This window comes from Paragemmobacter ruber, assembly GCF_009908315.1.
GTDB classification, from domain to species: domain Bacteria; phylum Pseudomonadota; class Alphaproteobacteria; order Rhodobacterales; family Rhodobacteraceae; genus Paragemmobacter; species Paragemmobacter ruber.
The window spans coordinates 142,068-157,116 of the sequence record NZ_JAAATW010000003.1 but is presented as its reverse complement, the minus strand read 5'-3'; the positions used below and the strand labels follow the sequence as shown (position 1 = coordinate 157,116).

The following is a 15,049-nucleotide window of genomic DNA, read 5'->3' as shown; positions in this document are numbered from 1 at the left end:
CACCTGCCGCCTGCGCGCGTGGGATGTGCAGGCTGGCACAGCGCGGGACGCGGTGCCATGGTGGCGGGTGGAGGTGGGGCATGGAGAACCGGATTGATCTGCAACGGCCCGATGCGCCGGACATGGCAGGCTATGGCGCCCATGCCGTGGGCTGGCGCGACTGGGTGGTGGAGACGCCGCCACGCCCGGACCTGCGCGCCTCGGGCGATGGGCCAGTGCGGATGGCGCCGCGCGTGCTGCGCTGTGCGGTCTGGTATCCGGCGCGCGCCGGGGGCGATGCGGCACGCTATCGCACCACGCTGCGCGACGGGCGGCAGGAGGCATGGCTGCAGGGCCGCGCCGTGGCGGGCGCGGATGCAGAAGAAGGGCAGTTCCCGCTGGTGATCCTGTCGCATGGTTGGCCGGGGAACCGCTTTCTGATGGCGCATCTGGGCGAAACGCTGGCCTCGCGTGGGCATGTGGTGGTGGCGGCGGATCATCCGGGCAGCACCTATGAGGATCGGCTGGCGGGCGTGGCGGATTTCGGCATCACGCTTTTGCACCGCGCCTGGGATCAGGCCTTCCTGACCCGTGCCGCTGAGGCAGCCTTTCCGCAGATGATAGAGCCGGGCCGCGCGGCAATTGTGGGTTATTCGATGGGGGGTTATGGCGCGCTGATCAGCGCGGGGGCGGGCCTGTCGGACACAGGGACCGGCTGGCCGGGCGGCGCGCGGGGCGATCTGATGGCGCGTCATGCCGAGGGCACGGCAGAGGCGCTGCCGGGGCTTCGGGCCATCGTGGCGATCGGGCCTTGGGGCGCGCAGCACGGGTTCTGGAGCGATCGGGCGCTGGCGGCGATCCGGGTGCCGATGCTGGTGATCGGCGGGGATGGGGATGACATCTCGGGCTACACGGGTGGCATTCGGCGCGTCTTCGAGGCGGCGGCGGGGTGCGACCGCTGGCTTCTCACCTTTCAAGGCGCGGGCCACAACGCCGCTGCCCCCATCCCGGCCCCGCATGAGGCCTGGGCGCGGGTGCCTTGGCTGGATTTCCCGCCCTTCGAACACTATGCCGATCCGGTCTGGGACAGCCTGCGCATGAACAACGTGGCCCAGCACATGATCGCGGCCTTTCTCGATCAGGCGTTGCGCGGCGCGGATCAGGCCGCGCGTCTGGCCCCGTTCGACGGGGGGCATCCGGCGGGTTTCGGGGCCACGGGCGCGCCGGGCCTGCGGCTGGAATGGCGGCGCGCGGGTCAGCCCTGACGGCGCAGGACAACCTCCATCCGGTCGAGGAAGAAGGCGGCGTTGTCTTCGGAAAAGACGAGCGGCGGGCGGATCTTCAGTACATGGCCGCGCGGGCCGGTGGCCGAGATCAGGATGCGCTCGGCCCGCAGGTCGTTGACCATGCGCGCGGCGCGGGCCGGATCGGGCTGGCCATCCGTGACGATATCGACGGCAAGGAAGAGGCCCGCGCTGCGGATATCGCCAAGCGCGGGATAGCGCGCGGCCAGTGCCGCAAGGCCTGCGCGGAACGTGGCGCCGACTTGGGCGGCATTGGCCATCAGCCCCTCATCCTCGATCACCGAAAGCACGGCCATGGCCGTGGCCGCCGCCACGGCATTGCCGCCGAAAGTGTTGAAATAGCGCGCTTTCGCCCCAAATTCGGCAATCACGGCGGGCTGCAGGACGAGGGCCGCCACGGGATAGCCGTTGCCCATCGGCTTGCCCAGGCTCACCATGTCGGGCGTGACGCCGTGGCGCTGGAAGCCCCACATCTGGTCCCCCGTCCGCCCGAAGCCGGGCTGCACCTCATCGGCGAGGAACAGACCACCCGCCGCGCGGATCGCGGCGGCGGCCGGGGTAAGGAACCCCGGAGGATCGGCAAAGAGCCCGTCGGAGGAAAACACGGTATCCACCATCAGAAGCGCAGGCCGGATGCCATGGCGGGCAAGATCGTCAATCGCGGCCTGCACATGGGCGGCGAAAGTGGTGCCGGGATCGCCGTGGCGGGCATCCGGGGGCGGGACGGTGCGCACATGCGGCCCCAGCGGCACACCCGGCCCGAGCGAGGGGGAACATTCCGCAACGCTGGCGGTGACACCGTGATAGGCGTTGGTGGTGACGATCACCCCCGTCCCACCCGTGGCCGCCCGGGCAAGGCGAAGCGCCAGATCATTCGCCTCGGACCCCGTGCAGGTGAACATCACATGCGACAGGGGGGCGGGGAAATGCGCCAGCAGGCGTTCGGCATAGGCGAGCACGCCGTCATGCAGATAGCGGGTATGGGTGGCCAGTTGCGCGGCCTGCGCGGCCTGCGCCGCGACCACGCGGGGGTGGCAATGGCCGACCGATGCCACGTTGTTGTAGGTGTCGAGATAGGCGTTGCCGTCGGGATCATAAAGCCAGACGCCCTCCCCCCGCACCAGATGCACGGGGGTTTCGTAAAACAGCCGGTAGGCCGGGCCAAGCAGGCGCTGGCGGCGTTCGACCATCGCAGTTTCGGTCGGGCCAAGCTCGCCCTGCCCGGGGACAAAGGCATTGGGCATCGGGTCGCGCGTCATGGGCAATCCATCGGCTGAAGGTCGGACAGGGCGCGCGCCATGGCCTGCGGCCCGGCATCGGCCAGCGACGCCAGCCCTGCGGCGGCAGAAGGGGCGTTGCGCAGGATATAGGCCGCATTCTCGGGGTAGCGGGCGGCACGGAAGCCAGTGATGGCAAGGGTGGTGACCATCCGCGCGGCGACGAGATCGGGGAGGAGGTCCCGCTCGGCCCGCGTCAGCGGGTGTTCTGCCGCCCAGGCGGCGGCGAAGGCCGCCAGCGACGGGCCGGGCCGCGCGGGATCGAGTGCATAGGCCGCGGCAACCGCCAGATCACAGACGATGGGCGCGTGGACCATGTCCCCGAAATCGAGGATGCCGGTCACCTGATCGGGCCGGGCTGGATCGCCCAGCACGTTATGTGGGTTCAGATCGCCATGGATCACCTGCCAGCGCAGGCCCGGCAGCGCCGGGGCGACATGGGCATCGAAACGGTCCAGCGCGGCGGTGGCCAGGCGGGCCAGCGCAGGATCGGCGATATGGACCAAGAGGGGGCGCAGGCGGGCGGCCTGCTTGATGTCCCATTGCAGAACATGATCGGCGGCGGGGTCGGAAAAGCCACCCATCGCGCGCGTCAGACGCGCGCCCAGGCGGGCCACGCCCGCCGCCTGCGCGGGACTGGCGGGCAGGCCCGCCAGCGGCGCGCCGTCCAGCCAGGTCAGGACGCGCATCAGATGGCCCGAAGGCAGGACCACATCATCCGCCCCATCCCGCGCGGCGACCACCCGGGGAATCGGCAAGGACGGATCCCGCGCCGCCGCATGGCGCAGCGCGCGCGACTGGAAGCGCGGCAGGGCATGGGGTTCAGCGACATTCGCGATCTTGACGACGAACCGCCCCTGCCCCGCATCCAGCCGGTGGTTCTGGTCGCGCTCCGATGTCAGCGGCGCAAGGTCACCCGACAGCGCCCAGTGCCGATCCAGCCAAGCGGCAATCTCACCTTGCGCAAAGGCAGGGGGGCGGCTGTCCAGCAGAGGCCCGAGCGGGGCGGATGTCATCGCGGTCTTCCTGTTGCTGCGCAAGTTTCAGCAGGAAGCAGCGGAAAAGGAAAGGGGGGCCGTGGTGGGTGGTGAGGGACTCGAACCCCCGACATTCTCGGTGTAAGCGAGACGCTCTACCAACTGAGCTAACCACCCGACGCGGCGGGGTGTATCCCATGCTGCGGGCAGGCGGCAAGGGGAAAGGCGCGGGCCTGCGCGGGCGCCGCTGCGGCACGGCCGGCCATAGCACAAGCCAGAAATGACGAACGCCCCGGATAGATCCGAGGCGTTCGCGGGAAACGATGGTGGGCGATAACGGATTTGAACCGCTGACATCTTCGATGTGAACGAAGCGCTCTACCGCTGAGCTAATCGCCCGGTGCGCGGCTGTTTAGTCGTCTTCGCCATCCTCTGCAAGGGCCTGTTTGCCGCCTTTGGGGGCATTTTTCGCACCGGCCCCACGCAGGCGCAGGGTGGTCAGCGAAGCGGCCCCTTCGCCCTTCTGCCGCGACACGCGGGCGCGACCGAAGGGGGGCAGGTTCAGCGCCTCGCCCTTTTGCAGGGCCTCGCCAAGGGTGGCGAGCGTGGCTTCGACGATATCCTTGACGTTGCCCTTCTTCTTGCCGTCCAGCGCGGTGACGACGCGGGCGATCAGTTCCTTTTTCTTCAACTGCGGCGCGGCGATCTTGGCTTTCTTGTCGGCGGGCGCGACCGGCGCCACCACCAGATCCGCGCCGGTTTCGGGCGCTGTGGGTGCAGCCGCCGCCGCCTGCGGCGCCGCCATCTTGGGGGCTGTCACCACCGCCTTGGTTGCAGCCTTAGGCGCAGCCTTGGCGGGCGCCTTTCCCGCGGGTTTCGCGGTGGCAGAGGATTTGCGGATATCGGGTTTCTTGGCGGAACTGGTGGCCATCACATCACTGCCCTGTTGGTGGTCCTGCCGGACCGTTTCGATTGCCGAAGCGTAACCGGGCTGCGGGCGGATTTCCACTGCTGCAATGTGCGATTTGTACAAATCAGGCCGCATCCATGCGCAAATGCAAAGGGGCGCAGCCGCGCTGCGCCCCCTGCCCTGTTCAGGATCCCGCCGCGGATCAGTGCGCGACCTGCGTGCGCGCCGCATCCGCCGCGGCCTTGGCTGCGGCTGCGGCCGCCTCTTCCGCCGCTTCGTCCCATTCCACCGGCTCGGGCGCGCGGACGAGGGCCAGTTTCAGCACCTCGCGCACATGGCTGACCGGGATGATGGTCAGGCCTTCGCGCACATTGGCCGGGATCTCGGGCAGATCCTTGGCGTTCTCTTCGGGGATGAGCACCGTCTTGATGCCGCCCCGCAGCGCCGCCAGCAGCTTTTCCTTCAACCCGCCGATCGCCAAGGCATTGCCGCGCAGCGTGACCTCGCCCGTCATGGCGATGTCCTTCCTGACCGGGATCCCCGTCAGGACCGACACGATAGAGGTGACCATCGCAAGGCCAGCCGAGGGGCCATCCTTGGGCGTGGCGCCTTCGGGGACGTGGACGTGGATGTCGATCGCTTCGAACTTCGGCGGCTTGATGCCAAGCTCGGGCGAGATGGAGCGGACATAGGACGCCGCCGCCTCGATCGATTCCTTCATCACGTCGCCCAGCTTGCCCGTGGTCTTCATCCGCCCCTTTCCGGGCAGCTTCAGCGCCTCGATCGACAGAAGGTCACCGCCCACGCTAGTCCAGGCCAGACCCGTGACGACGCCCACCTGATCTTCCTTCTCGGCCAGACCATAGCGGTAGCGCTTCACGCCCAGATAATCTTCAAGCTTCTCGGGCGTCACCTCGATGGATTTGCCCTGCTTCTTGACGATTTCGGTCACGGCCTTGCGGGCCAGCTTGGCGATCTCGCGTTCCAGATTCCGCACCCCCGCCTCGCGGGTATAGGTGCGGATCACCTCGGTCAGCGCCTCGTCCGTCACCTTGAATTCGCCCTTGCGCAGGCCATGGCCTTCGATCTGCTTGGGGATTAGGTGCTGCTTGGCGATCTCGCGCTTTTCATCCTCGGTATAGCCCGCAAGGCTGATGATCTCCATCCGGTCCAGAAGCGGCCCCGGCATGTTGTAGGAGTTGGCCGTGGTGATGAACATCACGTTGGACAGATCGTATTCCACCTCAAGGTAGTGGTCCACGAAGGTGGAGTTCTGTTCGGGATCGAGCACCTCGAGCATGGCCGACGCCGGATCGCCACGGAAATCCTGCCCCATCTTGTCGATCTCATCGAGCAGGATGAGCGGATTGGTCGTCTTGGCCTTTTTCAGCGCCTGGATGATCTTGCCGGGCATGGAACCGATATAGGTGCGGCGATGCCCCCGGATCTCGGATTCGTCGCGCACGCCGCCGAGGCTGATGCGGATGAATTCCCGCCCCGTGGCCTTGGCCACAGACCGACCCAGCGAGGTTTTACCCACGCCCGGGGGGCCGACAAGGCACAGGATCGGACCCTTCAGCTTGGCGCTGCGGGCCTGCACGGCCAAGTATTCGACGATGCGTTCCTTGACCTTTTCCAGACCGTAATGGTCCTTGTCGAGCACCTCCTGGCTCTTGAACAGGTCCTTCTTGACGCGGGACTTCACGCCCCACGGCACGCCCAGAAGCCAATCGAGATAGTTGCGCACCACCGTCGCCTCGGCCGACATGGGCGACATGGATTTGAGCTTCTTCAACTCGGCTTCCGCCTTTTCGCGGGCCTCCTTGGAGAACTGGGTCTTGCTGATGCGCTCTTCCAGTTCAGCGATCTCGTTCTGGCCTTCCTCGCCATCGCCCAGCTCGCGCTGGATCGCCTTCATTTGTTCGTTCAGGTAGTATTCGCGCTGCGTCTTCTCCATCTGGGTCTTGACGCGGGATTTGATCTTCTTCTCCACCTGCAGGACGCTCATCTCGCCCTGCATCTGGCCATAGACCTTTTCAAGACGCTCCGACACCTCGAGCGTTTCGAGAAGCTCCTGCTTCTGGCCCACCTCGATGCCCAGATGTCCCGCCACCAGATCGGCCAGACGGGCGGGTTCGCGCGTCTCGGCCACGGCGGCCAGCGCCTCTTCGGGGATGTTCTTCTTGATCTTGGCGTAGCGTTCGAACTCTTCGGCCACGGCACGGAGCAGCGCATCCACCGCCGCCTTGTCGCCCAGCGTTTCCGTCAGCGGCTCGACCCGCGCCTCGAAGAAGCGGTCATTGGGGACGAAATCGGTGATGCGGATACGGGTCTTGCCTTCGACCAGCACCTTCACTGTGCCATCGGGCAGTTTCAGCAGTTGCAGCACATTGGCCAGCACGCCGACGCGATAGATCGCGTCCGTATCGGGGTCATCGACCGACGGGTCGATCTGGCTGGACAGCAGGATCTGGCGGTCATCGGCCATCACCTCTTCCAGCGCGCGCACGGATTTCTCGCGTCCGACAAAGAGCGGGACAATCATGTGCGGGAACACCACGATATCGCGGAGCGGAAGCACCGGATAGCTGGGGGAAAGGGAATCGCTCATCATGTTTCCTTGTCTGGCAGGAAGGCACCGGCCCCGGTCATCGGCAGCGCTTGGCCTTCCCCTGTTCGGCATCCATATCTGGTAGCGCAAAAGGGGCGAGTCAACCACGCCTTCACGTCATCTTGTCTCCATGATGCGCCCCGGCGCGGGCCGGGGCAAGGCGGGTTTTGGTCGAATCCTGCGGGACCGATGCCCGGTCCTGCCGCCCCCTTGCACGGATCATGCCGCATCGCCCGCCCCCCTTTCGCAAAGACGCGGCCACCGGCCCTGCCGGCGTGATCGCCGATGACAAAGGCAACGCCGCCGACGCTCGGGACGGCGTCACCGATGGGGTGTCAGAGCGGCGGGATGTCACCTTCGGCCCGGCGCGCGTGGAAATCGGCCACGAAGGCCGACAGGCGACCCCCCGCGATCGCATCACGCAGGCCCTGCATCAGGTCCTGATAGTACTGGAGGTTGTGCCATGTCATCAGCATGGAGGCGATGATCTCGCCCGCCTTGTTCACATGATGCAGGTAGGCGCGCGAATAGTTCCGGCAGGCAGGACAGGTGCAGTCCTCGTCCAGCGGGCGGGGATCGTCCTGATGGCGGGCGTTCTTGATGTTGATCTGGCCGCGTCGCGTCCACGCCTGCCCCGTGCGGCCCGAGCGGGAGGGAAGCACGCAATCCATCATGTCGATCCCGCGCTCCACCGCGCCCACGATATCATCGGGCTTGCCCACCCCCATCAGATAGCGCGGCTTGTCCACGGGCAGGAAGCCGGGGGCATAGTCGAGCACGCCGAACATCGCCTCCTGCCCCTCGCCCACGGCGAGGCCGCCCACGGCATAGCCGTCAAAGCCGATCTCGATCAGGGCCTTCGCCGATTCCTCGCGCAGGTCACGCGTGACGCCGCCCTGCATGATGCCGAACAGGGCATGACCGGGCCGGTCGCCGAACGCGTCGCGCGACCGCTGTGCCCACCGCATGGACAGCTGCATGGACCTGGCCACCTCTGCCTCGGTCGCGGGCAGGGCGGGGCATTCGTCAAAACACATCACGATATCGGAACCGAGGAGTTTCTGGATCTCCATGCTGCGCTCGGGCGACAGCATGTGTTTGGAGCCGTCGATATGGGACGAAAACCGCACCCCTTCCTCGGTCAGCTTGCGGAGCGAGGCCAGCGACATGACCTGAAAGCCGCCTGAATCGGTGAGGATCGGGCGGTCCCAGTTCATGAACTTGTGCAATCCGCCAAGCCGGGCGATGCGTTCCGCCGTGGGGCGCAGCATCAGGTGGTAGGTATTGCCCAAAAGGATATCCGCCCCCGTGGCGCGCACGCTTTCGGGCAGCATGGCCTTGACCGTGGCGGCCGTGCCCACCGGCATGAAAGCAGGCGTGCGGATCTCGCCCCGCGGGGTATGGATCACGCCCGTGCGCGCCGCGCCGTCGGTTGCGTGAAGCGTGAAGCCGAAGCCCTGCGCCATGGTCGCTGCCCTTTCCTGAAAGCGGCCCCTTTTGGCGCAAGGCGGGCGGGATGGAAAGAGGGGACAGTTCTATTCCGGGTAAGGCCGCGCCGCCTTGGCCACCGCCAGCTTGCCGCCGTTCTTCTTTGTCTGTGCGGTCGCCGTCCATTCATAGCGATGCACGCCATCCGGCGGACAGGGCTGCTTGTATTTGAACTGCCCCGCCGGGATCACATCGCCCCCCGCATAGGCCACGACGCCGCCCCCATGGTTGAAGCCCGGCACATCGCGATCCACCAGCTTGAAGCGGATGAAGGCCGTGCCTTCGGGCACGTCACTTACGGCGAAGGCTGGGCTGGGCACCGTTCCCGGATTGCCGCTGCTGCAGGGCTTCAGCCCATCCCAGGTGAAGGCGATCTCGAAGGCGAGAGCGGGGATCGGCGAAGTCATCAGGATCGCTGCGGTCATCAGGCGGGTCAGAAGGGACATGGCAAACCTTTTCTGTGGGGGGTGACACGTTTCATCAAGGCCCGCAGCCCGGGCCCTCATTGCCGGTGCCGCGCGGGTTTTCGCGGCGGTGGCATATGGCCGCTTTCCTCCAGCGCGTGGCGCAGGCGGCGGATCAGGGTGTTGCGCGTGCGCTCATCCGCGGTGGCGCGCAGGGCTTCGTTGATATCAAGGATCAGGCGCGACACATCATTATGCCAATCCATCCGCGCCACCTGTTCGGGGGCAAGGCGCGGCGGATCGGAATTGGCGCGGCGGACAAAGCCATTTTCCGTCAGGTTGTAGCTGTCATCCAGCGCGGGCACGACGATCCGCTCGGCAGGCAGGGCGGTCAGCCGCGCCGCAAGACCCGCCATCGCCTCCTCTTCCCCATGCACCAGAAACAGGCCGTGGCGGATCGGTGCGCGCTCGGCGATCCATTGCGCCAGTTCCGGCCCGTCTGCATGGCCGGAATAGAGGTCGATCGAGCGAACCCGCGCGCGCACCGGAAACGCCTCGCCCTGGATGCGCACCTGACGCGCGCCGTCTTGCAGCAGGCGGCCGAGCGTCGCCTCGGCCTGATAGCCCACCAGCAGCAGCGTCGCCGCGTCGCGCGCGATCCAGTTCTTCAGATGGTGGCGGATGCGCCCCGCCTCGCACATACCCGAAGCGGCAAGGATGATGTGGAAGCCCCGCGCCTGCGCCAGGGCGCGGGACTGCTCCACCGTTTCCGTGAAATGCAGATGGTGCAGCTTCAACCCGTCGGTCAGCGCCGCGCCCCCCTCCAGCGCGCGCGCATGTTTGGCGAACAGGGCCGTGGCGCGGGTGGCCATCGGGCTGTCGACATGGATGGGACAGAAAGGGATATCGCCCGCCATCATCAGCGTGGCCAGATCGGCGATCAGTTCCTGCGCGCGCTCTACCGCGAAGGTCGGGATCAGCAGCACCCCATCCTCGCGCCAGGCCGCGCGCACCTCATCGCGCAGCGTGGCGCGGCGATGGGGGGCGCTGGCCTCGATCCGGTCTACATCGCCATAGGTGGATTCGACGATCACATAGTCGAGGCTTGAGGGCCCCTCGGGATCGGCTTGCAAAAGCTTCGTATCCGGGCCGATATCCCCTGAGAAGAGCAGGCGCAGGGGCGTATTAGGGGCGGACAGTTCCACCTCGATCGACGCGGAGCCAAGAAGATGGCCCGCATTCCAGAACCGCGCCCGGCAGCCCGGCAGCACGGTGAACCACGCACCCATCTCCTGCGGGCGGAACAGCGCCAGCGTCGCCTCGGCATCGCGGGCGTCATAGATCGGGGTCACATCCGCGCCCCCCCGCCGCCGATTGCGGCGGTTGAGCATCTCGACCTCGCTTTCCTGGATATGCGCGCTGTCGGGCAGCATCACGCCGCACAGGTCCAACGTGGCCGGGGTGGCATGGATGGGCCCGTGGAAGCCGTCGCGCACCAGCTTGGGCAGAAGGCCGGAATGGTCGATATGCGCATGGGTCAAAAGGACGGCGCGGATCTGGGCGGCGTCAAAGGGAAAGGGGCGGTAGTTCAGGGTCTTTTCCGTCTTCGACCCTTGGAACATCCCGCAATCAACCAGCAGCGCCCCCCCGGCCACATCAAGCCGGAAGCAGGACCCGGTCACCGCCCGGGCGGCGCCATGAAAGGTCAGGACGGGATGCTGTGCCATGGCGGCCCCCCTTTTCAGGCGATCACCTCATACTGCACCTCGACCGGGGTGCAGTCACGGCCATTGATGGGGATCATGTCCTGCGGACAGGCCGACATGGCCACGACGCAATCCATGACCGCCCGCAGCACCACATGGTCGCCCGGCCGCGACAGGGGCTCGCCCCAGGTGATGCGGCCATCGGCGGCGATGGGGATGTTCATCCACAGGTTCAGGGGCGGTGGGCAAAGCGTGGCGGGAAAGCCGATCATCGCGAGCGCGGCCTGAAGATTGTCGGTGCAATTGTCGTGATACCCCGCACAGCCGAGCGACTGGTAGCGGTGCACATCACAGGCCGCGATCACGGTGTCATGCCGCCCGGGCGAGGTATCTTCCTCCAGCATCAGGATCGGCCGCCGCCGGTTCGTCACCAGCGCATCCCCCCGCGCCGGGAAGACCGATCCCAGCGCGGCATGAAGATGCGGCATCGACAGGAACTCTCCCGGATCGGCGGCATTGAAGGCCCAGGTGTCCACCACCTGCGTGCCATGCGTGTTCACGATGCGGATCGCCTGCCCCGCCATCAGACGCACCGCCCTGCCCCGCCGCGCCGGTACCGTTTCCATGGCCATCCCTCCCGCTTTCCCCGACGATGGGCGCAGACGCACAGGGATGCAAGGCCCGCGCAGCTGCGCCTGTCTCAGGCGGGGATTTGGGTATTTGGGCCAAGGTGAAGGGGCAGACGCCTGCCTCTTTCATCTTGGCGGAAAATACCCGCGGGGGGTGAATGGCGGCGCGGGAACCGCGACGACAGAGGGGGCGGCAGGCCCCCTTCGCCCCGAGCCGAGCGCGAAGGCGCGCAGGCGAGGCTAAAGGTGTGCGCGGCCCCGGCACGGGGGCGCGCGCCGCCCTACTCCTTCTCCTCGCCCGGCTGCGGTGTCAGGCCATAGGGCGCGACAAGGCGCCAGACATGACCGGGGATCATGTTCTTCATCCGCGCCGGGAAGGCGCGGCGCAGATGCAGGACCGTCTCGATCGCCTTCATCTCGACCCGCGCGCGCGCGAATTCAAGGCCGCGCGGGCCGATGCGGGGTTGCAGGAAGGCCACGATGGGGCGCGCCCAATCGGGCATGGCACGCAGCGGCAGACCACCGGCCGCGCGTTCGGTATTGGCAAGAAAGCCGCGCACGGCACCCGCGCGCCTGCCCTTGTCGGTGATGGATTTGACGGTCAGCCGATCGGCCAGCAGCGCGAGGATCTCTTCCCCGCGGTCGTTGCGGGTCAGGATCCACTGATCGCCGTCCCCGCCCATATAACCCACGGTGATGTCGGCCAGACGGTTGGTGTAATCCACGCAGGTCTTGCAGGTCATCGGAAAAAAGTCGGCGGGCAATTTCGACAGCGGAAGTTTCAGGAAGGGCACGCTGCGGGTGGGGCGGCCATCGTCATAGCGCAGCTCCACCCGGTAATCGGCGCGGAATTCCAGATAGCTGATCGCGTCGGGGGCCGGGTCGATCTGGGCAAGGAAATGGTGGAAATTCGCGGTTGTGGTGTTGTCGGAACAGGGGGTGCCGATGACGTAGATGCGCTCAAATCCAAGCTCGGCCTCAAGCGCGCGCAGGGCATGCACCTGACAGGGGATGCCGATGACGGCGATGCGGCGGTGACCGGCCGCGGCGGCGGGTTCCAGCAGGGCAAGCGTGGGGCCAAAGCCCATCCGCATGCCCCGGACCCCCGCCAGCGCGGCAGCCTCGGTCACAAGCACCGGCAGGGGTTTCCAGCGATCCGCCGGATCGGGCGCCGTGGCGAGCACGGCCGTGACGGCGCCGCTCTCCAGCAGGCGCGCGGCCAGCGCCGTGGTGATCCCGGTCCATTGCGCGCCGGGCGCAGGATCGGTCAGCCGGGCGCGCAGCATCCGGCGGGTGACCCCGAAAAACGCCTCTTCCCCCTGCCCCGGATCGGCCGCCCGGGCATGGGCCTCTCGTTCGCGGGCGGGATAGTCGGGGGCGATGAACTGGCAGGCGCGGCCGCAGGCCTTGCCATCCCCCATGCGCGAGATGCCGCAATCGGTGCACAGGCCCGGGCGCGGGGCACCCCCCAAGGCGGGGGCAACGAGGCCGGGGCTGGGCGGGATCGGGCCATCGGGCATGGGCGCGGCTTTCGCGGGCCGGGGCGGCCCTGTGCGCCGAGGCTAGCGCGGTGGCGGCGGCACGTCCAGCAGATGTGTCAACTTATCCTGACAGATGGCCATGCAGCGCTAAAGCGCACATCTGGTCAGGCAAACATCGGGTCAGGCAAACATCGGGAAGGTCACCCCCAGCGACCAGGCCAGCACCAGCCCGAAGCCGAGCCCCGCCACCGCCGCCAGACCCGTGCGCCGCCCGATCCAGCCCGCCATGGTACCGAAGAGAAGGTAGAACAGCAGGATGACCGGCAGGATAATGAGGAGGAACATCAGCCGATCAAAATTCAATGCGACCGCAAGAAGAAGCGACAGGAGAAACGCGCCGCGCACCACCAGCACCCGCCAGAGCGGCGCGCGCCCGGCCTCGGTCAGCAGCGCGTCGCCCAGGAAATAGGGCACCGCGCCGAGCGCCAGGCCCGCGATCACCGCAACGCGGCCCGGATGGGGCAGGAAATTCGCCACATACCGATCAAGCGCCAGACCGAACCCCGCCAGCGCGACCACGGCCACCAACCCGGCCAGCGGCCAGACGCGGGCGGGAAACTGCCCCACCAGCCGCCCAGCACGGGCCAGCAGCAGCAGCGTCAGCGCCCCATAGGCCGCGAAATGCAGGGCGAGGTAGTCCGCCACCAGCACCGGCAACAGCCGGATGTCGAAAGGGGCCAGCACCAGCGGCACCACAACGGCAGGAAAGAGCGCGACGATCAGAAAGATCCGGCGTGGCAGGGGTGCCGAGGGCGGCCCCCGCTCTGCCGGCAGTGCGCGCGCCAAGGGCCAGGCGACGGCGGTGATCCCGGCCAGCAGAAGCAGGATCCACCCGCCCCGCGCCTGTGCCGGTTGCGCGCCCCCTCGGGCGAAGGTGGCGTCCAGCCACCGCGTCGCCGCATCAAGTGCAGAGGGCGCATAGAGGACACCCACATGTTCCACCTTCGGGGCAAAAATGGCCTGCCGGGCGGTTCCTTCCGCAACGGCGCCGACCAGCTGGCCCTCTGCCGCCCCGGGATCGGTGAGCCGGACCATGCGCAACGCCTCGTCCCGCAGCATCCCCTCCCATTCCCCGCTGATGAGGAGGAGGTTGGGCGGGCTCTCGCGCGTCACCGCCTGCGAAAAGGCAGAAACCGCGACGACGGCCTGCACCGGGGGTGTGTCCTCCGCCGCACGGATGATGATGTCGGACGCCATGGAATGGCCCAGATAGGCCAGCCGCCCATCGGCGCGGGGATGGGCCAGCGCCGCCTCTGCCACACGGCGCAGCTCGTCTTGCAGCAGGCGGGTGGTGCCGTTGATGGTGGTGACATCACCGGTCATCGGGCGCGGGTTGCGCCCATGGCCCATGAAATCGAAGCTGACAACAACATAGCCCGCATGCGCCAGCGCCAGGGCGAAAGGTTCCATCAGCGGGCGCGATCCGGCAAAGCCATGCGCCACCACGACCACAGGCGCAGGCCCCGCGCCGAGCGCGAGGTAGATCGTCGCGGGCGGACCATCGGGGATCGCGAAGGGCGCGATGGTCAGGCCCTGACGCCCGGCTTCCAGCCGCCAGATGGACAGAAGGATGGCGATGACCGCCAGCACTGCCACACCTGCCCGCATCGCCGCCCTCCTCCACCTGCCACGCCTGCGCCACCTAACACGCTTCCGCACAAAGGCCACAGTTGCGAAACTGTGACCGGGGGACGCGGGGCGGGGCATTGCCCCGCGCACGCGCTCCGCATAGGGTCCCGCGCCACTGAGTCACTTTCCTGAACGGGGTCTTCCTTGCATCGCAGCCTTGCCCTTCTGTCCCTTGTCCTGCTGACCGCCTGTGGCGCGTCCAAGGAGATGCAGCTTTATCCCACCGCAGGCCCGCTCTTTGCCGAGTTGCCGCCGCCGGTCATCCGCGCGACGGCCACGAACAGCAACGACAATTCCGGCGAATTGCGCTTCCGCATCCCCAAGGGGCCGCGCTGCACGGGAACCTGGACGACCGTCGCACCCACCGTGGTGACGCGCGAACGCGGCATCAACCTGTCGATCCGCGATCTGGGCGGGCGGTTGGGCCGCGATCGGGAAACCGTGGCGGGCGTGAATTCGGGCGAACTTTACGCCGTCTGCAAGGACGGCACCATCGTGCAGGGTACCTTCGTGATGGGCAGCGGTACCACCAGCGGCACGGGAACCGCGACCGACACGCTTGGCAACAGCTACAAGGTGCTGTTCTAGCGCAGG

Annotated in this window: 12 protein-coding genes and 2 tRNA genes; 2 read left to right on the top strand and 12 right to left on the bottom strand. The window is 67.4% G+C overall.

Translation table 11 applies throughout. From position 1 onward, the window contains the following. The first annotated feature begins 80 nt into the window (after nucleotides 1–80). The gene (locus GU920_RS12955) at nucleotides 81–1,244 is read left to right on the top strand and encodes an alpha/beta hydrolase family protein (protein WP_161767514.1); all 1,164 of its coding nucleotides are present in this window, start codon (nucleotides 81–83) and stop codon (nucleotides 1,242–1,244) included. Here the strand turns inward: GU920_RS12955 and GU920_RS12950 are convergent. From GU920_RS12950 to GU920_RS12895, 12 genes are all read right to left on the bottom strand, one after another. Continuing rightward, a complete protein-coding gene (locus GU920_RS12950) occupies nucleotides 1,235–2,542 on the bottom strand; it encodes an aspartate aminotransferase family protein (protein ID WP_161767512.1) in 1,308 nt (435 codons plus the stop codon). The genes GU920_RS12955 and GU920_RS12950 overlap by 10 nt on opposite strands. Then, nucleotides 2,539–3,576: a phosphotransferase gene (locus tag GU920_RS12945; RefSeq protein ID WP_161767510.1), complete on the bottom strand. Its 1,038-nt coding sequence runs from the start codon at nucleotides 3,574–3,576 to the stop codon at nucleotides 2,539–2,541. Before GU920_RS12945 ends, GU920_RS12950 begins: the two co-directional genes overlap by 4 nt. Before the next feature lie 62 nt (nucleotides 3,577–3,638). Continuing rightward, nucleotides 3,639–3,714 (bottom strand) — tRNA-Val (locus GU920_RS12940). Nucleotides 3,715–3,861: 147 nt separating this feature from the next. Further along, nucleotides 3,862–3,936, bottom strand: a tRNA-Val gene (locus GU920_RS12935). A gap of 13 nt (nucleotides 3,937–3,949) precedes the next feature. Further along, nucleotides 3,950–4,468, bottom strand: coding sequence for an HU family DNA-binding protein (locus GU920_RS12930; RefSeq protein ID WP_161767508.1), 519 nt, complete (start codon nucleotides 4,466–4,468; stop codon nucleotides 3,950–3,952). Between the two features lie 181 nt (nucleotides 4,469–4,649). Next, the gene (lon, locus tag GU920_RS12925; RefSeq protein ID WP_161767506.1) at nucleotides 4,650–7,058 is read right to left on the bottom strand and encodes an endopeptidase La; all 2,409 of its coding nucleotides are present in this window, start codon (nucleotides 7,056–7,058) and stop codon (nucleotides 4,650–4,652) included. Between the two features lie 335 nt (nucleotides 7,059–7,393). Next, complete coding sequence (tgt, locus tag GU920_RS12920) at nucleotides 7,394–8,524, bottom strand: tRNA guanosine(34) transglycosylase Tgt (protein WP_161767504.1); 1,131 nt, start codon at nucleotides 8,522–8,524, stop codon at nucleotides 7,394–7,396. Between the two features lie 69 nt (nucleotides 8,525–8,593). Continuing rightward, nucleotides 8,594–8,992, bottom strand: a complete 399-nt coding sequence (locus GU920_RS12915; protein ID WP_161767503.1) for a YbhB/YbcL family Raf kinase inhibitor-like protein — start codon at nucleotides 8,990–8,992, stop codon at nucleotides 8,594–8,596. A gap of 56 nt (nucleotides 8,993–9,048) precedes the next feature. Then, nucleotides 9,049–10,677 (bottom strand): MBL fold metallo-hydrolase RNA specificity domain-containing protein, encoded by a 1,629-nt coding sequence (locus GU920_RS12910; RefSeq protein WP_161767501.1) that lies wholly within the window; start codon nucleotides 10,675–10,677, stop codon nucleotides 9,049–9,051. A gap of 14 nt (nucleotides 10,678–10,691) precedes the next feature. Next, on the bottom strand, nucleotides 10,692–11,282 hold the full coding sequence (locus GU920_RS12905) for a DUF1989 domain-containing protein (protein WP_235933292.1): 591 nt from the start codon (nucleotides 11,280–11,282) through the stop codon (nucleotides 10,692–10,694). A 284-nt stretch (nucleotides 11,283–11,566) separates the two neighbouring features. Continuing rightward, complete coding sequence (locus tag GU920_RS12900; protein ID WP_161767499.1) at nucleotides 11,567–12,805, bottom strand: Coenzyme F420 hydrogenase/dehydrogenase, beta subunit C-terminal domain; 1,239 nt, start codon at nucleotides 12,803–12,805, stop codon at nucleotides 11,567–11,569. Nucleotides 12,806–12,946: 141 nt separating this feature from the next. After that, complete coding sequence (locus tag GU920_RS12895) at nucleotides 12,947–14,434, bottom strand: alpha/beta hydrolase family protein (RefSeq protein ID WP_161767498.1); 1,488 nt, start codon at nucleotides 14,432–14,434, stop codon at nucleotides 12,947–12,949. A gap of 165 nt (nucleotides 14,435–14,599) precedes the next feature. On the opposite strand from GU920_RS12895, the gene GU920_RS12890 reads away from it, so the two are divergent. Next, nucleotides 14,600–15,043: a hypothetical protein gene (locus GU920_RS12890; RefSeq protein WP_161767497.1), complete on the top strand. Its 444-nt coding sequence runs from the start codon at nucleotides 14,600–14,602 to the stop codon at nucleotides 15,041–15,043. Nucleotides 15,044–15,049: the final 6 nt, after the last annotated feature.